General features: G+C 64.6%; 15 protein-coding genes. 9 read left to right on the plus strand and 6 right to left on the minus strand.

Features of this window, described 5'->3' with window-relative positions; translation table 11 throughout:
- Positions 1 to 37: 37 nt before the first annotated feature.
- The gene (locus PVZ77_RS10295; protein ID WP_273807467.1) at positions 38 to 946 is read left to right on the plus strand and encodes a LysR substrate-binding domain-containing protein; all 909 of its coding nucleotides are present in this window, start codon (positions 38 to 40) and stop codon (positions 944 to 946) included.
- A gap of 203 nt (positions 947 to 1,149) precedes the next feature.
- Here the strand turns inward: PVZ77_RS10295 and PVZ77_RS10300 are convergent, their stop codons facing one another.
- On the minus strand, positions 1,150 to 2,130 hold the full coding sequence (locus tag PVZ77_RS10300; protein WP_273807468.1) for a fatty acid desaturase: 981 nt from the start codon (positions 2,128 to 2,130) through the stop codon (positions 1,150 to 1,152).
- Positions 2,131 to 2,807: 677 nt separating this feature from the next.
- Between PVZ77_RS10300 and PVZ77_RS10305 the strand changes: the two genes are divergently transcribed.
- Together PVZ77_RS10305 and PVZ77_RS10310 are read left to right on the plus strand one after the other, a co-directional pair.
- Positions 2,808 to 4,031, plus strand: coding sequence for an acyl-CoA dehydrogenase family protein (locus PVZ77_RS10305; RefSeq protein WP_273807469.1), 1,224 nt, complete (start codon positions 2,808 to 2,810; stop codon positions 4,029 to 4,031).
- Between the two features lie 102 nt (positions 4,032 to 4,133).
- Positions 4,134 to 4,268: a hypothetical protein gene (locus PVZ77_RS10310; RefSeq protein ID WP_260175613.1), complete on the plus strand. Its 135-nt coding sequence runs from the start codon at positions 4,134 to 4,136 to the stop codon at positions 4,266 to 4,268.
- 45 nt (positions 4,269 to 4,313) lie between these two features.
- On the opposite strand, the gene tauD is transcribed toward PVZ77_RS10310, so the two are convergent.
- The 5 genes from tauD to PVZ77_RS10335 form a co-directional block, all read right to left on the minus strand.
- Positions 4,314 to 5,165 (minus strand): taurine dioxygenase, encoded by an 852-nt coding sequence (tauD, locus tag PVZ77_RS10315; RefSeq protein WP_273807470.1) that lies wholly within the window; start codon positions 5,163 to 5,165, stop codon positions 4,314 to 4,316.
- 10 nt (positions 5,166 to 5,175) lie between these two features.
- Positions 5,176 to 5,991 (minus strand): taurine ABC transporter permease TauC, encoded by an 816-nt coding sequence (tauC, locus tag PVZ77_RS10320; RefSeq protein WP_273807471.1) that lies wholly within the window; start codon positions 5,989 to 5,991, stop codon positions 5,176 to 5,178.
- Complete coding sequence (locus PVZ77_RS10325) at positions 5,981 to 6,769, minus strand: taurine ABC transporter ATP-binding protein (RefSeq protein ID WP_273807472.1); 789 nt, start codon at positions 6,767 to 6,769, stop codon at positions 5,981 to 5,983. Before PVZ77_RS10325 ends, tauC begins: the two co-directional genes overlap by 11 nt.
- A gap of 67 nt (positions 6,770 to 6,836) precedes the next feature.
- Positions 6,837 to 7,823 carry a taurine ABC transporter substrate-binding protein gene (gene tauA / locus PVZ77_RS10330; protein WP_273807473.1) on the minus strand — a complete coding sequence of 329 codons (987 nt, stop codon included), beginning with the start codon at positions 7,821 to 7,823 and terminating at the stop codon, positions 6,837 to 6,839.
- Positions 7,824 to 8,023: 200 nt separating this feature from the next.
- Entirely contained in the window at positions 8,024 to 8,395 is a 372-nt protein-coding gene (locus PVZ77_RS10335) for a response regulator (protein ID WP_027599241.1), read from the minus strand.
- A 334-nt stretch (positions 8,396 to 8,729) separates the two neighbouring features.
- Here PVZ77_RS10335 and PVZ77_RS10340 point away from each other — a divergent pair, with 334 nt between their 5' ends.
- The 6 genes from PVZ77_RS10340 (at position 8,730) to PVZ77_RS10365 (ending at position 19,113) form a co-directional block, all read left to right on the plus strand.
- Entirely contained in the window at positions 8,730 to 9,851 is a 1,122-nt protein-coding gene (locus tag PVZ77_RS10340) for a mechanosensitive ion channel family protein (protein ID WP_273807474.1), read from the plus strand.
- Between the two features lie 346 nt (positions 9,852 to 10,197).
- Entirely contained in the window at positions 10,198 to 11,781 is a 1,584-nt protein-coding gene (gene glgA, locus PVZ77_RS10345) for a glycogen synthase GlgA (protein ID WP_273807475.1), read from the plus strand.
- Positions 11,782 to 11,940: 159 nt separating this feature from the next.
- The gene (gene treZ / locus PVZ77_RS10350; protein WP_273807476.1) at positions 11,941 to 13,746 is read left to right on the plus strand and encodes a malto-oligosyltrehalose trehalohydrolase; all 1,806 of its coding nucleotides are present in this window, start codon (positions 11,941 to 11,943) and stop codon (positions 13,744 to 13,746) included.
- Complete coding sequence (gene malQ / locus PVZ77_RS10355; protein ID WP_273807477.1) at positions 13,743 to 15,809, plus strand: 4-alpha-glucanotransferase; 2,067 nt, start codon at positions 13,743 to 13,745, stop codon at positions 15,807 to 15,809. Before treZ ends, malQ begins: the two co-directional genes overlap by 4 nt.
- Positions 15,806 to 18,613, plus strand: a complete 2,808-nt coding sequence (treY, locus tag PVZ77_RS10360) for a malto-oligosyltrehalose synthase (RefSeq protein WP_273807478.1) — start codon at positions 15,806 to 15,808, stop codon at positions 18,611 to 18,613. The genes malQ and treY overlap by 4 nt, the downstream gene beginning before the upstream one ends.
- Positions 18,610 to 19,113, plus strand: a complete 504-nt coding sequence (locus tag PVZ77_RS10365; RefSeq protein ID WP_273807479.1) for a DUF2934 domain-containing protein — start codon at positions 18,610 to 18,612, stop codon at positions 19,111 to 19,113. Before treY ends, PVZ77_RS10365 begins: the two co-directional genes overlap by 4 nt.
- Positions 19,114 to 19,171: the final 58 nt, after the last annotated feature.

The raw sequence follows: 19,171 nt of genomic DNA on the forward strand, positions 1-19,171 counted from the left end.
CTAGGCTGAACGCCAAAAGACGTACCGAGACAAGAGCATGCATTTCGACCTGCCTGACCTGCGGCTTTTCATCCATATCGCCGAATCGCCCAGCCTGACCCAGGGCGCACGTCGGGCCGCCCTTTCTCCGGCAGCTGCCAGCGCCCGGATAAAGGCTCTCGAAAGCCAATTCGGCATCCGCTTGCTATACCGTGACAGCCGCGGCGTGGAGCTCACGCCGGCCGGTCAGCGCCTGCTGCAACATGCCCGCCTGGTCATGCGTCAGGTGGATTTCCTCAAAGGCGAATTCACCGAGTACCACAGCGATGCCAGCGGACATATCCGCATCTTCGCCAACACCACGGCGGTCACCGAGTTCCTCCCGGCGTTGCTGGCCGGCTATCTCGCCGACCGTCCCGGAGTGACGGTGGATCTGCAGGAGCGTCTCAATCGTGACATCGTCAGGGGGGTCATCGACGGGGCAGCGGATCTGGGCATCACCGCCGGACTGATCGAGGCCAGCAACCTGCAGATCCTGCCCTACAGCATGGACCGCCTGACGCTGGTCGTGCCGACCGATCATCCCTTGGCGAGCCTGCCCCAGGTCACCTTGCGGGAGACCCTGGACTATCAGCACATCTGCCTGCGCGAGGGCACCAGCCTGCTGAATTTCCTGCGGGATCAGGTGGAGCGTCTCGGTGCCACCCTGAATCTGCGTATCCAGCTCTCCAGTTTCGAGGCCGTGTGCCGCATGGTCGAAGCCAGGGTGGGCATCGGCATCCTGCCCGAATCCGCCGCCCAGCATCACGGCAAAAGCATGGCCATCAAGACGGTACGGCTCGAAGAGCCCTGGGCGCTGCGCGAGCGAAATATCCTGGTCAGGGATCTGGAGGCGCTGCCGGAAAGTGTCCGCGCCCTGGTCAGACTGCTGCAGAAATCGGCCAGGGGCGATGCACACCAGGCCTGACGAGGCGATCCTGGAAGCCATCCGTTCGACTACAGCCCTGTCTGGCGAAGCCGGAGCGCTCCCAATTTGCGTCGCTTCGTCTGCGCTGCAACGACGGTATTCGATCATGACGACCATAGCGTCGCGATCGAGGCTGATACCTTCGCCGTTGAGGGCTGCAGCAGAGGAGTCGAAAGACGCTGAACAGCCTTTAAGGGGTGGTATTAACTGGTGATTGGAACTATGGCAGGCGGCGTACCCGCGGCTTGCGCTTGAGGATGCAGTGGCGCATCCACCGCGCGCCAGGCAAAACGTCGGCCCAACTCGCGATAGCCGGAAAACAGGAAGCCACCACTGCGGGCCTGGTAGGCACGGCGCCTGGCTCGATAGATCCGTGGAATGAAATACCAGGACAAGCCCGGCAGATCATGGTGAACCAGATGCAGGGTGTTATTCAGGAATAGCCAGCGCAGCGCTCCACCGCTTTCGTTGAGTACGCATCTGTGTGCAGGATCCGGCGCCGGGCGGTGCTCGTAGAAGGATCGGATCAGCGCCACGGCCAGCGCCGGCCAGGCTACCCCTAGCACATAGACCTCCAGGGGCATGCCGGACAGCCAGTGGATCGCCAGGAGCAAGCCTGCACACAGCGCCAGATGAATCAGCCAGACGCGCAGCACGCCCCGCTCCCCGCGCCGCCCGCGGCGCACTTCGTGGTCGAGCATGCCGTGCAGCGACAGGATCGGGCCTACCAGGAGCCGCCCGATCAGGGTCTTGTCCATCCAGAGCAGCGCACGCCCGACCTGCCCTCGCTGCTCCCAGAGTTCGCCATCGACATAACGGCTCTCGGGATCGAGGGCCGGATCGGTGAGGTTCTCGCGCCGATGGTGCGCCAGGTGGCTGTCGCGATAGAGCGGAAAGGGAAACCAGAGGCCGAGGGGCGGATAGGCGAGAAAGGCGTTCACCCCGGGCCAGCGGGTCGGATGGCCATGAATCAACTCGTGTTGCAGGGACTGATGCAGCACCACCAGGATCGTCAGCGGCGGCAGGATCCAGAAACCCAGTAGCGGCCACGCCCAGACGAGCGTCAGCCAGCCGGCGTAGACACCCACGATCAGCCCCCAGGTTGGCCATTCGCTTCGACCGGTGGCGGTATGCAGGAGCAGCTTGATCAGGCGGCGGTGCCGCGCATCGAGATAGACAGTCACCGCAGGGTCCTGATAACGAGAAATCAAGGCTGACTCTAGGGAAGAACAATAGATAAGCCAAATATCGTTAAGGCATTACTTCATGAAGAATAAGTTATTCGACGACCGCACCCTTGTAGCTCCACCTAATTAAACGCCTCACTCTAGCCATCTCACACGCCTGACTTTGCATAGCCGAATATCCCAAAAATCATAAGCTTATAAGCAAATACTGATCTGGCAGCGATCAACTGTTGCGCGAGCAACACCTGCATTAGAAATCAATTAAAGACATATCCTTAGCAGCTTTGAAGCTTGGCGGCGCGCTTGAGCGCTCATCTACACTCCCGCCAACTTTCCCTTACTTCAAAGTTTGCCATGCCGCTGTCTGACAAAACTCTTCTGCCTGCTCCGTCTGCTCGAACACCAAAGGTGAAGTTCGTTGCCGGCCTGGAAGCGTCCGCCGTGCCCAGGCCCCCCTCCGCTATCGAGGTTGACGACCCTGAATCGGTCGGAACGGCAACGCGCACCCGATACGTTGCTACAGCGCGGGTAGCTCTCGTGGGAACCCTCGGCCGGCGCCTGATGGCGGCGATGGTGCTGATCGGCTGCACCCGTGCCGCCCATACCGAACTGGCTCGTCTTGGGCTCGCGCTTCCCGACTCTCTGCTGACACGACCAGAAGGAGCTTCTCTTCCATGAGCATCATTTCCGCAGGCTGGGGCGCCGGCCCCTCCGCCCGCCACGCCGAGCTCTCGGGCCGCTTCCAGCCGCTGTTCCAGCGTATTCGCGCGGGCGCCATAGAACGCGAGGTGCAGCGGCGACTGCCGGTCGAAGAATTGGCCTGGCTGAAGGCGGCCGGTTTCACCGCCTTGCGGTTGCCGGTCGAGCATGGCGGTGCGGGCGTCACCCTGCCGGAACTGTTCGCCCTGCTCATCGAACTGGGTGAGGCCGATTCCAATCTGGTGCAGGCGCTGCGTGGCCATATGGGCTTTGTCGAGGGCTTGCTCAACAGCGATGACCAGGCACGCCGCAGCCGCTGGTTCGCCCGTATCGCCGCGGGTGAAACCTTGGGTCCGGCCTCCAGCGAGGTGGGCGATGCCCGGCGGGCCGAATTCAGTACCCGCCTGCGCCGGGAGGGCGAGGCCCTGCTGCTCTCCGGCACCAAGTTCTATACCACGGGTTCGCTCTATGCGGACTGGATCGACGTGGGCGCCACCGATGACGCCGGCAATCGCGTCATGGCGACCATCCGCCGCGACGCCCCCGGCGTGGAGGTGGTGGATGACTGGAATGGCTTCGGCCAGACGCTGACCGCCAGCGGCACGGCCACCTTTACCAATGTGCGGGTGGAGCCCGCGGACGTGGTCACGGTCGGCGAGCGCTTCCGCTATTCGCCGGGCTTCTTCCAGGTATTCCACCTCGCCAACCTGGCAGGCATGGGGCGGGCCATGAGCAGCGAGGTGGCGGCCGCGGTCGCCGCTCGCACGCGCACCTTCACCATCGGCAATGCCGACCGAGTCAGCCAGGATCCGCAGGTGCTGGCCGTGGTCGGCCAGGTGCGCAGCGCCGCCTACTGCGCTGGAGTGATCGCGCTGAAGAATGCCGAGGCGCTGCAGCGCGTGCATGACCTCAGGCAGGCGGATGACCAGGCGGCCGAGGATCGCGCGGTGGAACTGGCCGAACTGGAGGTCTGCCAGTCGCTCAATGTGGTCACGGACCTGATCATCGACGCGTCCGGACGCCTGTTCGACGCCCTGGGCGCCTCGGCCACGCTGAAACCTCAGGGACTGGATCGCTTCTGGCGCAATGCCCGTACCCTCGCCTCCCATAATCCGCGCATCTACAAGGATCGCATCGTCGGCGACTTCGCGGTCAACGGCACGCCGCCACCGCCACAGTGGAAGATCGGCGTCGCCTAGCGGCCGAAGCGGGCGGAAATGCCGACGAGAGCCGCCCTGCCCCGCTGTTCGCCGCCCCCGGCGATGCTTTAAGCTCGCCGGCTTTCCTCCTGGAGCGGTGTCATGGAAAGGTCGCGCAGTAATCGTCAGGCCATATGGAAGGCGATCAAGGATCCGCGCTTCATCCCCGTCGCCGTGGCGGCGGTGTGCATCGTGCTGTTCTTCGTCCTGGGGCTGGTCGACGTCCTGGGCAACTGATCGCCCCGCTGAGATGCTGGCCTATCCCGGCCGCGGGATGGGTCATCACGTCCTCTCGCCTGGCCCATAGGGGCGGTCACGCAGAATGGTCGCCCGGTGCATCACGCGCCGCTGCGGACGATAGTCGTCACAGGCATAGTGCTGGGTGATGCGGTTGTCCCAGAAGGCCAGATCGCCCGCCTGCCACTGCCAGCGCACCTGGAATTCCGGTCGCGCGGCGTGGGCGAACAGCAATTGCAGCAGCGCCTCGCTCTCGGCCTCTTCCAGCTCGACGATCCGAGTGGTGAAGCCGGCGCTGACGAAAAGCCCTTTGGCCCTGGTTTCCGGGTGAACCCTTATCACCGGATGACGCACCGGCGGATTGGCCACGCGTGCCGCGTTGAAACGCTGCAAGCCTTCCGGCGTATGGCCGAAGCGTTCCAGCGGAAAGGATTTGCTCAGGTCATGCCAGGCACTGAGGCCATCGAGCAACTCGCGCAACGGCACGGACAACGCCGCATAGGCCGCCGAACTGCTCGCCCAGAGGGTATCGCCGCCATAGGCAGGCACCTGGCGCGCGCTGAGCAGCGACCCCAGCGGCGGCGTCTGGATGAAGGTGACATCCGTATGCCAGAGCGCGTTGTCTCTCAGGTCGTTCAACTCGGTATCCAGCACCAGGATTTCCGCCTGCTCGGGATGCTTGGGATAGATCGGATGGATGTGCAGATCGCCGAAATGGGCTGCCACGTCCCGTTGCTGGCGTGGCGTGAGCAACTGGTCACGCAGAAACAACACCTGATGCTCCAGCAAACCCTGGTGTAGTGCGGCATGACTCGCGGGATCCAGAGGCTCGCGCAGATCCAGGCCATGGACGCGTGCACCGAGGGCGGGGCTCAGACGCTCGAAGGTAATGGTCATCGTCGCCTCCCTAGTTCCAGCCGGCGTAGCGCCGCTGCAGGGCGCGCAGGCCCAGTTCGATAGACAGGGCAATGCTGGCGATCAGCAGGATGCCCACCACCACCACTTCGGTGGCCATGAATTGCGCGGCCGATTGCACCATGAAGCCCAGGCCCCGATTGGCGGCGATCAGTTCAGCGGCCACCAGGGTCGACCAGCCCACACCCAGGGCGATACGCAGCCCGGTGAGGATATCGGGCAAGGCACTGGGGAGGATGACGTGACGCACCACCTGGCCGCGCGAGGCGCCCAGGCAACGTACCGCCTGAAGTCGCGCCCGATCGACCCGGCGCACCCCACCCACGGTGGCGATCAGCAAGGGCGCGAACAGCGCCAGATAGATCAGCAGCACCTTGGACAGCTCGCCGATGCCGAACCAGATCACCATCAGCGGCAGGTAGGCCAACGGCGGAATCGGACGATAGAACTCCACCAGCGGATCCAGAGCGGCATTCAGGGTCGGGTTGAGGCCCATGGCGATACCCAGGGGTACCGCGGTCAGCACGGCGGCCAGCAGCGCAGCCAGCACCCGCAACAGGCTGGTGCCCAGATGCTGCCAGAGACTGGCGTCCAGATAGCCCTCGGCGAGCAACCCCTGCAGGGCGACCAGCAGTTGCTCGGGAGATGGCAGGAACAGGGTATCCACCCAACCCAGATGGGTCGCGCTCCACCAGAGCGTCGCCACGCCAACCAGGGTGCCCAACGCTGCCACGCGGCGGCGGTCAAGGTGCAGTCGACGACGTTCCCGGGTATCGCGCAGGGAGGTTGTCAGGGTGTCAGAGGGCATGATCGGGAGACTCCTGCAGAAAGAGATCGAGCAACTCCTGGCGCAGCTCGGCGAAGCGTGGATCGGCCTTGATCTCGCGCACGGGTTCCCCCGCCAGATAGCGGCGGGCGAAAGGCACCTCCAGGCGGCGGACGATGCACGCGGGCGGCCCGTCCAGCACCAGAAGCTCGGTCGCCAGGAACAGCGCCTCGTCGACGCTGTGGGTGATGAGAAACAGGCCCTTGCCGGTGCGTTTCCAGACGTCCAGCAGCAGCACCTGCATCCGTTCCCGGGTCAGGGCATCGAGAGCGCCGAAGGGCTCGTCCAGCAGCAGGAAATCCGGATCTACCGCCAGGGCGCGGGCCAGCCCCAGACGTTGGCGCTGTCCACCGGACAGCTCGCCGATGGCATGCTCGGCATGTTGCGTCAGCCCCACCAGCTCGAGCATTTCGCGGGCCCTGGTCTCGCGCTCGCGGCGACTCAGCCCGCGCAGGCGGAGGCCCAGGGCGACGTTATCGAGTGCATTGAGCCAGGGCATCAGGGCATCGTCCTGGAACACCACGCCGCGTTCGCCGCCCGGCCCTTCAAGGATCCGGCCATCGAGCTGCACGCGCCCTTCATCGAGGGGTTGGAAACCGGCGAGCACGTTGAGCAGGCTGGATTTACCGCAGCCGGACGGGCCCAGCACGACCACGGAGGCGCCCTTCTCCACCGCGAGATCGAGACGCTGCAGGATGGGTTGCAGACGGCCACGCCGGACGAATCCGAGGCTGGCCTGTTCCAGGGTGAGTCGACTCATGACCGGCTCCTGTCGGCAGGGAAAAAAGCCCCTCCGGAGAGGGGCGAGTCGTGGCGTGGAAGGGTCGTCACTGGGCCTTGCGGACGTACTCGGCGCTGACATAGGGCGAGTAGTCGTCGAGCACCTTGGGAATGCGCTTCTGTTCCTTGAGGAATTCGGCGGTGCGAGCGATGGCCTTGGCCGTGCCACCACCCAGCAGATCAGGGCCGAGTTGCGCCTGGGCGTCCGGGTAGCGCGAGCCCGCCAGCAATTCGGGAATGTCCGCAGCGTCGGCGCCGGTCAGGCGTGCGATTTTCCTGGCCTGCTCGGACTGTGCGTTCCATTCTTTGCCGTGGGCCTGGTAGTCGGCGAAGGCCTGCAAGGTGACCTTGGCGTATCGAGCAACGATCTCGGGATGCTTTTCGGCGAAGTCCTTGCGCGCCACCCAGACCTCGAAGGTGGGCGCACCCCAGCTGCCCACCTGGGCCGCATCGGCGAGGACCTTGCCATTCTTCTTGATCTCGCCCAGCGCGGGCGACCAGACGAAGGCGCCATCGATGTCACCGCGGCGCCAGGCGGCGGCGATCTCGGTAGGATTGAGGTTGACGATCTTGACCTTGGTCGGATCCACCTCCCAATGCTTGAGCGCTCCGAGCAGGCTGTAGTGCGAGGTGGAGACGAAGGGGGTGGCGATGGTCTTGCCGACCAGTTGCTCGGGTTTGCCGATACCGCTGCCATCGCGCACCACCAGTGCCTCGGCTGAGTCGATCTGGGCGGAGACGATGAAGGTCACCAGCGGCAGCTTGCGCGAGGTGGCCGCTGCCAGCGGGCTGGAGCCGAGATTGCCGATCTGCACATCACCGGACGCCAACGCGGCGACGACCTCGGGACCGCTGTTGAAACGACGCCAATCGATCTTCTGACCGAGCGCCTTGTCGTAGAGGCCATCGGCCTGGGCAACCTTGGACGGATCGACACCGGTCTGGTAACCCACCACCAGATCAGCAGCGTGCGCCTGCCCTGCCAGGGCTGCCACACCTATAGCCAGAACCAGGGATTTGATCAGCGAATTCACAACGGCCTCCTTGTCGGCAGGCGTGCCGCAGCACGCCCTCGGCATCGACTCGATGCCTGATGGAGGCCAAGCTAAACGATCTAAGGATGGTCAGATAAATAACGAAATGGAATCAGCTTAGGTACAGAGCTGGACAGCTACGGACACCTTGAGCGTCGAGAAGCGCATACGGCCTGGAACCAGGCCGCAGCGGACAGCAATCAGCCTTTGCGCTGATTGAGGAAGCGGAAGCAGCCGGCCAGCAGGTCATCGAAGCGCCAGGGCTTGGGCAGATAATAGATATCCGGGGCGCGTTCGGGCTGGAGTTCTTCGAAATATCCCGAAGAGACGATGATGGGCAGACCCGGCAGCTGCTGCTTGACGCGGCGCGCCAGCTCCAGGCCATCGATGGCACCTGGCATGCGGACATCGGTGATCAGCAGATCCGGCGTCGGACGTGCGCTCGACAGGTATTCCCAGGCTTGGTCCGCGGTACCGAAGGTATGCACCTGAAAGCCTTCGCCTTCGAGCACCTCTTCCATCAGCCCGAGCAACATGTTCTCGTCTTCGACAACCACTACCACTGGCTTCATAAATCCGTCTCGATCTCCGCAGGTCCGCCATCTGACTGGACGTATCTCGTTGGGGCGCGAATTCTACTCCTATCCGGCGTCCGCTGCGCGGTCTCCTCTGAGCTTAGACGCGAGGTGCGACATCCCGCCCCACTGATCGACAGAAAAATCTACCGGGAGCCGAACAAGCTTTTTCCTACAGGGGTGGTATTAATGAGCAGAGCCTTTTGCCGATTCCCCGGGGAACCGTGGCGGAGCCCCTCAGTCGGAAAACAGGTATCTCGAAAGGCTTCCCGCGATTCCGACGCGTCAGCTTTTCAGGATCCCGGGAAGCCGTCTGCCTGAGGAAATGCGCATGACGGCCATCGACTGGACAGGTTGGCTCAACGCCCCCTGGATCACCACGCTGATCGCGGCAGGGGTCGCCCTGCTGATCAGCAGCATCCTCCTGATGCTCGCGTTCGCAGCCGTTCGCCGGCTGGCCAACCCCTTCCTGCTGGCGCGCAACCTGGTGAAGTACGCCGAGAAGCCGGCGCGGCTGGCGGTACCCCTGGTAGTGCTGCAAGGTGTCTGGAATTCCGCACCCGATGCCCTGCCGCTGTTGCGTGCGGTACAGCACCTCACCGGTCTGCTGAGCATCGCTGCCTTCACCTGGCTGGGTCTCAGGGCGGTCAAGGCCGTCGGCGCCACCATCGCCCTGCGCAATCCCGTGGATGTGGCGGACAACCTGCGGGCGCGGCGTATCCAGACGCAGAATCGGGTGCTGGTACGCAGCCTCAGCTTCATAGTGCTGCTGGTGGGTATCGCCCTGATGCTGATGACCTTTCCCGCGGTTCGCCAGGTGGGTGCCAGCCTGCTCGCCTCCGCCGGCGTCGCCGGCCTGGTCGCGGGTATCGCCGCGCGCCCAGTGCTGGGCAATCTCATCGCCGGTCTGCAGATCGCCGTGACGCAGCCGATCCGGCTCGACGACGTGGTCATCGTCGAGGGGGAATGGGGCCGGGTGGAAGAGATCACCGGCACCTACGTGGTGGTACGCATCTGGGACGACCGCCGTCTGGTGGTTCCCCTGCAATATTTCATCGAGACCCCCTTCCAGAACTGGACGCGCTCATCCTCCAGCCTGATCGGGTCGGTCTTCATATGGGTTGACTATTCCCTGCCGCTGGCGCCGATCCGCACTGAATTGGAACGCGCCTGTGCCGAGGTGCCCCATTTATGGGACGAGCGTGTCTGCGTGTTGCAGGTAACCGATGCGTCCCATGATTCCATCCAGATCCGGGTGCTGGTGAGCTCCGGCGATTCCTCGAAGAACTGGGACCTGCGCTGCTTCGTGCGGGAACGGCTGATCACCTACATCAATCGTGAATTCCCCCTCTGCCTGCCCAAGCTGCGAACCGAGCTGGGACGTCGCGATGTGCTTTCCACACCACAATCCGACGAAAGGCACGAACCGGTCGTACGCCAGCCAGAAGTCTGATTTATCGGCTAATTGTCTCGATCAGGTGGCCATTAAGCGGTTCACCTGCGGCTTATTTCTTAGCGCACCAAGAGTGAGCGCCAGCTTTTGGGCATGTATTTGGCAATACGCAGCAGGACCGCAACATTCGAGCAGGAAACTTGTGACGTTGTCCGAGAGTCAGTGCGAGAGCAATCTGGAAATCCGCGAAGCAGTTCTCGCCCATATCCAGACATCTCAGAAGAGATGACCGGCAAAAAGGCTGTAGCAGCTCGGCTGTAGGCGTTTTTGAACCAGGAGCATCGAGCTTCAGGAAGAAGCAATCAGGTAAACCTCAGTCTCGAACTTGCTGCATTGGGAGCGCACCATGGCAAATGCCGTCGTGGGGAAACTTGGGGCTCTGGAGCCCGTTGAAACTGCCACTCTTTCCACCAGATCCAGCTCTCCTCGCAAGCGCACGGATGAGCCTCAGCTGACGCTGAGCTCCGTTGTCGAAAGCCGCAAACGCATCCTTTTCGTGACCCCGGAAATTTCCGACTTCGTCAAGGCCGGTGGTCTGGGCGAGGTTTCGGGCGCCCTGCCGCGCGCCCTCGCCGCCTCCCATGACGTCCGGGTGCTGATCCCCGGTTACCGTCAGGTGATGGCCGCCATCAAGGACCGTGTGCAGATGGTCGGCCGCATCGCCGCCCGTGCCGCCATGCCCGCCTGTGACATCGGCCGCGTCAATCTGGACGACGGGCTGGTCGTCTATGTATTGATCTGTCCCGAGCTGTACGAGCGCTCGGGCAATCCCTACGGCGACCTGAACGGTGCCGACTGGGCCGACAACCACATCCGTTTCGGTCGTCTGGCCAGCGCCGCCGCCGACTTCGCCCTGGGCGACGCCTCGATTCGCTGGGTACCGGATCTGCTGCACCTCAACGACTGGCAAACCGGCCTGGCCGCCGGCTACCTGCGCTGGAAGGGTGCCAGCACCCCCTGCCTGACCACCATCCACAACCTGGCCTACCAGGGTCTGTTCCCGGCGTCGGTCATGGCCGACCTGGACATTCCCGCTCATGCCTTCCAGATGGAAGGCCTCGAATTCTGGGGCAAGGTCTCCTTTCTCAAGGCCGGTCTGGTCTATGCCGACCACATCACCACGGTCAGCCACACCTATGCCCACGAGATCACCACGCCCGAGTTCGGCTGTGGCCTGGAAGGACTGCTGCAGGTCAAGGCGCGGGACGGCAAGCTGACCGGTCTGCTCAACGGCATCGACGATGGCTGGAGCGCCTGTAGCGATCCGCACCTGTGCCAGCAGTTCACCGAATCCGACTGGGATGGCAAGGCGGTCAACGCGGCGCGCATTCGCGAGGAATTCGATCTGGAGCCCTCCAACGGCCCGCTGTTCGCGGTAGTCTCGCGGCTGGTCCAGCAGAAAGGCATCGACCTGACCATCCAGGCGGCCGATCACATCGTTGCCCGCGGCGGCCAGCTGATGATCATTGGCTGTGGCGAGCCGCACATCGAGCGTCAGGTACGGGCCCTGGCCCTGCGCTATCCCGGTCGCGTCAGCGCCCACATCGGCTTCTGCGAAACCGAAGCACGGCGCATGTACGCCGGCAGCGACTTCCTGCTGATGCCCTCGCGCTTCGAGCCGTGCGGCCTGAGCCAAATGTACGCCCAGCGCTTCGCCTCCCTGCCGATCGCCACCCGTACCGGTGGTCTGGCCGACAGTATCGAGGACGGCACCACCGGCTTCCTGTTCGCCCCACTGTCGCTGGAAAACTACATCAGCGCCATCGACCGCGCCCTGGGTGTGTTCGAACGTCAGGACCTGCTGCTGGCCATGCGTCACCGGGCAATGCAGGGCCCGTTCTTCTGGTCCGAATGCGCCAAGCCCTATGCCTCGCTGTACCTCGATCTGCTCCAGGCCACCGCGCATCAGGAGCGTCACGTCGGCGCCTGATGCGCGACGTGGCTACCAAGCGCTTTTCCTTCGCCAAAAGGCCGACGAAAAGCGCTTCCCCCGCCCAACTTTGAGCAACTCTCACCGGTCATAACAGCAACTGCGGCCAACTGGGCCGCAGTGTCTTTTCTGCCGTCCGGCTTCGGGAGTTCTCTATCCATGACTGATATTTCGCGCGACGCAGCCGCGGTGACCGGGGGCTATGCCTGGCAAACCCGTGCCGGTGCCACCCTGGTGGGCAAGGACCGCACCCTCTTCCACTTCTGGGCACCCAGCGCCGATGCCGTTTCGGTGGTCCTGGAAGGCGGCATCACCCTTGCCATGGAGGCCGAGCAAGACGGCTGGTTCGCGGTCGAGGCCCAGTGCGGCGCCGGTACCCGTTATCGCTATCAGATCGAGGACCTGCTGGTCCCGGATCCTGCGTCCCGCGCCCAGGCGGGCGACGTGCATGAACCCAGCATCGTCATCGACCCCACCACCTACCACTGGCAAAGCGTCGAGTGGCAGGGTCGCCCCTGGCACGAAAGCGTCATCTACGAATTGCATGTCGGCACCCTGGGCGGCTTTTCCGGTGTCGAGAAGCTCGTACCCCGCCTGGCCGCGCTGGGCGTCACCGCCATCGAACTGATGCCGCTGTCGGAATTTCCCGGCGATCGCAACTGGGGCTATGACGGCGTCCTGCCCTATGCGGTGGAAGCCTCCTATGGCACGCCGGACGATCTCAAGTCGCTGATCGACACCGCCCACGGTCATGGCGTCATGGTCTACCTGGATGTGGTCTACAACCACTTCGGGCCGGACGGCAACTACCTGCACGCCTACGCCGAGCGCTTCTTCCGCGAAGACATCCATACGCCCTGGGGCGCCGCCATCGATTTCCGCCAGGACGCCGTGCGCCGCTACTTCATCGACAACGCCCTGATGTGGCTGATGGAGTACCGCTTCGATGGCCTGAGATTCGATGCGGTCCATGCCATCAACGACAAGGGCTTCCTCGAAGAGATGGCCGAGGAGATCCGCAGCACCGTAGAACCGGGTCGCCACGTCCACCTGATGCTGGAAAACGAAGACAACACCGCCACCCTGCTGGGCGGCCAGCACTACGACGCGCAGTGGGCGGACGACTGGCACAACGTCATCCATCCCATGCTGACCGACGAGAACGAAGGCTACTACCAGGACTTCACCGAGGACGCCACGGCCAAGCTGGTGCGCTGCCTGGGCGAAGGCTTCATCTACCAGGGCGAACAGACCCGCCACGGCAAGGCCCGCGGCGAGCCCAGCAAGGACCTGCCAGCCTCGGCCTTCGTCATCTTCCTGCAGAACCATGACCAGGTCGGCAACCGCGCCTTCGGTGAACGCCTGACCCGTCTGGCACCGGAGCCGGCGCTGAAGGCCGCCACCGCGCTCTTGCTGCTCAGTCCGATGATTCCGCTGCTGTTCATCGGCGAGGAATGGGGCAGCCGCCAACCCTTCCTGTTTTTCACCAGCCACAACGAAGAACTGGCCGAGCTGGTTCGCGATGGTCGCCGTAACGAGTTCAAGGACTTCGACTTCTTCACCAGCGAAGAGCATCGCCAGCAGATCCCCGATCCGAACGCGCCCAAGACCTTCGAGGACTCCAAGCCCAATTTCGGCGAAGCCGATCAGCCCGACCACGCGGCCTGGCTGGGGCTCTACCGCGAGCTGCTGGAGATCCGCCGCCGCGAACTCTTCCCGCGCCTGGAAGGGGCTCGTCCCGCAGGCGCCGAAGCCCTGGCCGACCGCGCCGTGCGCGCGCGCTGGAGCCTCGCCGACGGCAGCCGCCTGACCATCGAGCTCAACCTGAGCGACAAGGCCGTACAACTGGACGAGGCGCCTCAGGGCGAATTGCTGCACAGCAGCGACGCCGCGGCAACGCCCGCGCGCCAGGACGGCACGCTGGCGGCGCATTCGGCACTGGTCTGGCTGGAGAAAAAGGCATGAGTGGCGATCGTCTGGAACAATTGGCCGAGGCCGCCGGCATCGCCATCGAATGGACCGCCTACGACGGCAAGCGCCAACGGGTGAGCGCGGAGGCGCTGCGCAATCTGCTCAAGGCCATCGAATTGCCTGCGGACAGCGACGCCGATATCGACGCCAGCCTGCGCAAGCTGGCGGAGGTAGGCGACAAGCATCACCTGCCGCCGCTCATCACCGCGGTGGTCGACAAACCGGTCGGTGCGCCGGACCAGTTCAAGCGCGGGGTCCGCTACCAGGTACAGCTGGAAGGCGGCGAGCGCCTGGAAGGCCAGGTCGACGAGCGGGGACAGCTGGCGCCGATCAGCGCCGCCGGTTATCACCAGGCCGAGGTCGATGGCGAAGCCCTGACCCTGGCCGTCGCCCCGGAACGCTGCTTCACCATCGCCGACGCCACCGGTAATGAACAGGCCCGTCTCTGGGGTCTGGCCGTGCAGCTCTACAGCCTCAGACGCGAAGGGGGCAGCGGCGCCGGCGATCTCCAAGGCCTGGTGCACTTCGCCAAGGCCGCTGGCGACAAGGGCGCCGACGCCCTGGCCATCAGCCCTCTGCACGCCATGTTCAGCGCCGATGGCAGCCGCTACAGCCCCTACTCGCCGTCGAGTCGGGTGTTCTTCAATGTGCTCTACGCCGCGCCGGAGCTGGTCCTGGGTGCCGAGTCCGTACGCCAGGCCATGCAGCGCGCCGGCCTGCAGAAGGAAGCCGAGCGCCTGGAGCAGCTGGAGCTGATCGATTGGCCGGCGCTGGCCAAGCTGCGCCTGCGCCTGCTGCGCACGCTGCACCTGGATTTCCGTACCGCGGGCGGTGCGTTGCGCAAGCGCTTCGAGGCCTTCCGCCGCGACGGTGGCGATGCGCTGGAAAACCATTGTCGCTTCGAAGCCCTGCATGCCTCCTTCACCCAGGGCGCTGCCTCGCCGAGCTGGCAGCATTGGCCGCAGCAGTATCGCGACCCCAAGAACCCGGCCGTGGCCGAATTCGCCGAACGCCATGCCCAGGACGTGGAGTTCTACGCCTTCACCCAGTGGCTGGCCAGCGAAGGGCTGTCCGCAGCCCAGGCACAGTGTCGCGACGCGGGCATGAAGATCGGCCTGATCGCCGACATCGCCGTGGGCGCGGATGGCGGCGGCAGCCAGGCCTGGAGCCGGCAGGAAGAGTTGCTGGCCTCGGTCACCGTGGGTTGCCCACCGGATCTGCTGAACCAGAAAGGCCAGGGCTGGGGCATTTCCGCCTTCTCGCCCACCGGCATGATCCAGCATGGCTTCCGCGCCTTCATCGAGATGCTCAGGGCCAACTTCGCCCATGCCGGTGGCGTGCGCATCGACCACGTGATGGGGCTGCAACGCCTCTGGCTGGTGCCCGAGGGCGCTTCGCCGGCCGACGGTGCCTATCTTTCCTACCCCATCGACGACCTGCTGCGGCTGGTCGCCCTGGAATCCTGGCGTCATCGCTGCGTGGTCATGGGTGAAGACCTGGGCACGGTGCCCGAAGGCTTCCGCGAACGCCTGGCCGAGCGCGCCATCATGGGCATGCAGGTGCTGCTGTTCGAACGCGAAGGCAAGGCCTTCAAGCCTGCTGCGCAATGGTCTAACACGGCCATGGGGATGCCTACCACCCATGACCTGCCGACCCTTACCGGTTGGTGGCAGGGCCGCGATGCCGACTGGCAGGAGGAACTGGGGCTGCTGCCCGATGGCACCTCGCGCCAGGACCGGCTCGACGAGCGGGCCGAGGATCGTCAATACCTGGCCAAGGTGCTGGAACTGGACGACACCCGGGAAAGCAACGTCGAGCAGGCGGTGGATGCCGCCATCGCCTTCATCGGCCGCACCCCGGCACCACTGATCATCCTGCCGGTGGAAGACGCCCTGGGCCAGCTGGAGCAGGCCAACCTGCCCGGCACCACCAACGAACACCCCAATTGGCTGCGCCGCTGGGACGACCCGGCCGAGCGCTTGCTGAACGCTGCTACCCCTAAACGACGCCTGAGCGTGCTGAGCACTGCGCGTAATAATCCGGAGAACACTCGATGAGTCGCTTGCGCGCTACCGTACGCCTGCAGTTCCACAAGGACTTCACCTTCGACGATGCCCTGCCCCTGGTGGACTACTACGCCAAGCTGGGTATCAGTCACATCTACGCCTCGCCCATCACCACCGCTCGCGCCGGCTCCGTGCATGGCTACGACGTGGTAGATCCGACCCGGGTCAACCCGGAGCTGGGCGGCGAAGAGGCGTTGCGACGCCTGGTCGCCCGCCTGCGCGAACAGGGCATGGGGCTGATCGCCGACTTCGTGCCCAACCACACCAACGTGGGCGGTTCGGAAAACGCCTGGTGGCTGGACATCCTCGAATGGGGTCGCCAGAGTCGCTATGCCGGCTTCTACGACATCAACTGGTACGGCCCCGACCCGGACCTGCAGGGCCAGGTACTGCTGCCCTTCCTCGGTGACGCCTATGGCAACGTGTTGCAGGCCGGCGAACTCAAGCTGGTGTTCGATGCCGAGCAGGGCGCCTTCCGCGTGGAGTACTACGCCCACCACTTCCCCATCAACCCGGGTACCTACGGTCAGATCCTGCGCGAAAGCGATCTGCCGCAGCTGAGTCTGTTCGCCGATGCCTTCTCGGCACGTGCCAAGAACCTGGAAGAAGCCCGCGGTGCCCAGCGCCAGCTGGCGGATGCCGCCAGGGAGCCCGCCGTGGCGGCGGCGATCGAGAAGGCGGTCGCCGCCTTCGACGGTAGCCAGGCGGCCAACCAGGAACGCCTGCATGCCCTGCTGGAGAGTCAGCATTATCGCCTGGCCAGCTGGCGCACCGCGTCGGACGACATCAACTGGCGGCGCTTCTTCGACATCACCGAACTCGGCGGCCTGCGCATGGAGCGCCACGAGGTGTTCGAGGAAACCCATTCGCTGATCTTCCGCCTCATCAGCGAAGGCCTGCTCGACGGCCTGCGCCTGGATCACATCGATGGCCTGGCCAATCCCCGTGCCTATTGCCGCAAGCTGCGCCGTCGTGTGGACGACCTCTGCGCCAGCCGCACCGGTGGCGCGCCGGAAGATGGCTTCCCCATCTACATCGAGAAGATCCTGGCGGACGGCGAGCAGTTGCGCGAAGGCTGGGGCATCGATGGCACGACCGGCTACGAGTTCATGAACGAGGTCTCGGCGGTGCAGCATGCGGCCAGCGGCGAAGCACCGCTCCGCCGGTTCTGGGCCGAGCAGACCGGTCGTACCGAGGATTTCCTCGAAGAAGTACGGGAAGCACGGCGTCTGGTTCTCACCGGCGCGCTGTCCAGCGAATTCGAATCGGCCGTGCACACCCTGCACCTGCTCGCCCAACAGGACTGGCGTACCCGCGACACCAGTCAAGGCGCCATTCGCCGGGTGCTGCTGGAGCTGATCGTGCAGTTCAAGGTCTATCGCACCTATGCCGGCGCGGCGGGTTTCGTGGGTGCCGATGCCCAATGGTTCGATACCGCGCTGGAGGCCGCCCGCCCCCATGTCAGCGAAGCAGAGCAGCCGCTGCTGGAGCAACTGCGCGCCTGGCTGGGTGGTGATGCCCCGCGTCACAAGCCAGTGGGCAGCGTGGCGCGTCGCGAACAGCGCCGGGCGATCACCAAGTTCCAGCAGCTCACTTCGCCCATTGCCGCCAAGGCCGTGGAAGACACCGCGTGCTATCGCTCCGCACCGCTGCTGTCACGCAATGACGTGGGCTTCGATCCGCAGCATTTCGCCCAGCCGGTCAGCGCCTTCCACCAGGCCAGCGGTTGGCGCGCCGAACACTTCCCCCGCAACATGCTGACCACCGCGACCCACGACCACAAACGTGGCGAGGACACCCGCGCCCGCCTGGCGGTGGTCTCGGAACGTCCGGACGCCTACACCGCCCAGGCTACCCGCTGGATGCAGATGGCCGCACCGCTGCGCGGCCAGTGGAACGACGCCCCGGCGCCGACGCCGGGCGATGAACTCATGCTCTACCAGACCCTGCTCGCCAGCTGGCCACTGCATCTGCAGGCCGATGACCGGCAGGGTCTGGAGGCCTATCTGGAGCGCCTGTTGCAGTGGCAGGAAAAGGCCCTGCGCGAGGAGAAGCTGGAGTCCGACTGGTGGGCGCCGAACGGTGACTACGAAGCGGCCTGCAAGGCCTTCCTGGAGGGTCTGCTCACCGACGACCAGTACCGCACCCTGCGCAGCGAGATCGTCACCGCGGTACAGGAACTGGCGCCGGCGGGTGCCCTGAACGGGCTGGTGCAGATGTTGTTGCGCAACACCGCGCCTGGCGTGCCCGACCTCTACCAGGGTGGCGAATTCTGGGACTTCAGCCTGGTGGAGCCCGACAACCGTCGCGCCGTGGACTACGCCCCGCGGCAACAGGCGCTGGCCAAGCACGCCTCGGTCGAGGCTGCCCTGGATGCCTGGCAGAACGGCGAGATCAAGCAGCAGGTACTGGCTACCGTATTGCAACTGCGCAAGCAGCAGCCGCAACTGTTCACCGAGGGTGGCTACCTGCCCCTGAGCGTAGTGGGTGCCCACGCCGATCAGGTGCTGGCCTTTGCCCGTACCTGGGAGCAACAGGCGGTGATCGTCATCGTGCCGGTGCATGCCGCCGAACTGCTGGAGAACAGCGGAAAACTGCATTTTTCCGCGGAGGCTTGGCAGGACACCCGGATAAAACTTCCCGAAACCTTGTCCATGTACCGTTTTGGGGAAACTTTTGCCCCGGCATCTGTCCATGACCAGAAGAAAGAGCTTTCTGTCGGCGAGGTTCTGGCACGTTTTCCGCTTGGATTGCTCAGCACACAAGACATCACTCAAGGAGCCGCACCGCAATGACCCAAAAAGACGAACGCATCCAGCAGCTCGCCTATCAGATCTGGGAGTCCGAAGGACGGCCGGCTCACGAACATGATCGCCACTGGGAGATGGCGACCCGACTGTACGAAGCCGAACAGGAAGGTGTGGCCAAGAAGACCGCGGCCAAGAAGCCTCGCGCCACCAAGGCTGCAGCCAGTGCTGAGAAGCCTGTCGCGAGCAAGGCCGGCACCACTGGCAAGACCAAGAGTGGCAGCGAGAAGGCCGCTACCGAAGACGCGGCTGCCGGTGAGTCCGTGACCGAGAAGGTCGAGTCGGCCGCCAAGAAGGTCGCCACCAAGGTCAAGCAGGCGGTCAAGCCCAGTGCAGGCAAGGCCAGCGCGAGCAAGGCCCCGGCCAGCAAGGCCAAGGCTGACGCCAACGTCGAGGCTACCGGCGTAGGTGTGGCACCGGCCACGCCCAAGAAGCCGCGTGCTTCCCGCGCCAAGGCGACCACGGCCAAGCCCGCCGCCATCGAGTGATGTGATGTTCCGGCCTGGCCGTTCGGCCAGGCCTTCCCCCTGCCGCCTCGCTGCGGTG

The organism is Pseudomonas sp. SHLD1, assembly GCF_028640935.1.
Lineage (GTDB): Bacteria > Pseudomonadota > Gammaproteobacteria > Pseudomonadales > Pseudomonadaceae > Chryseomonas > Chryseomonas aestiva.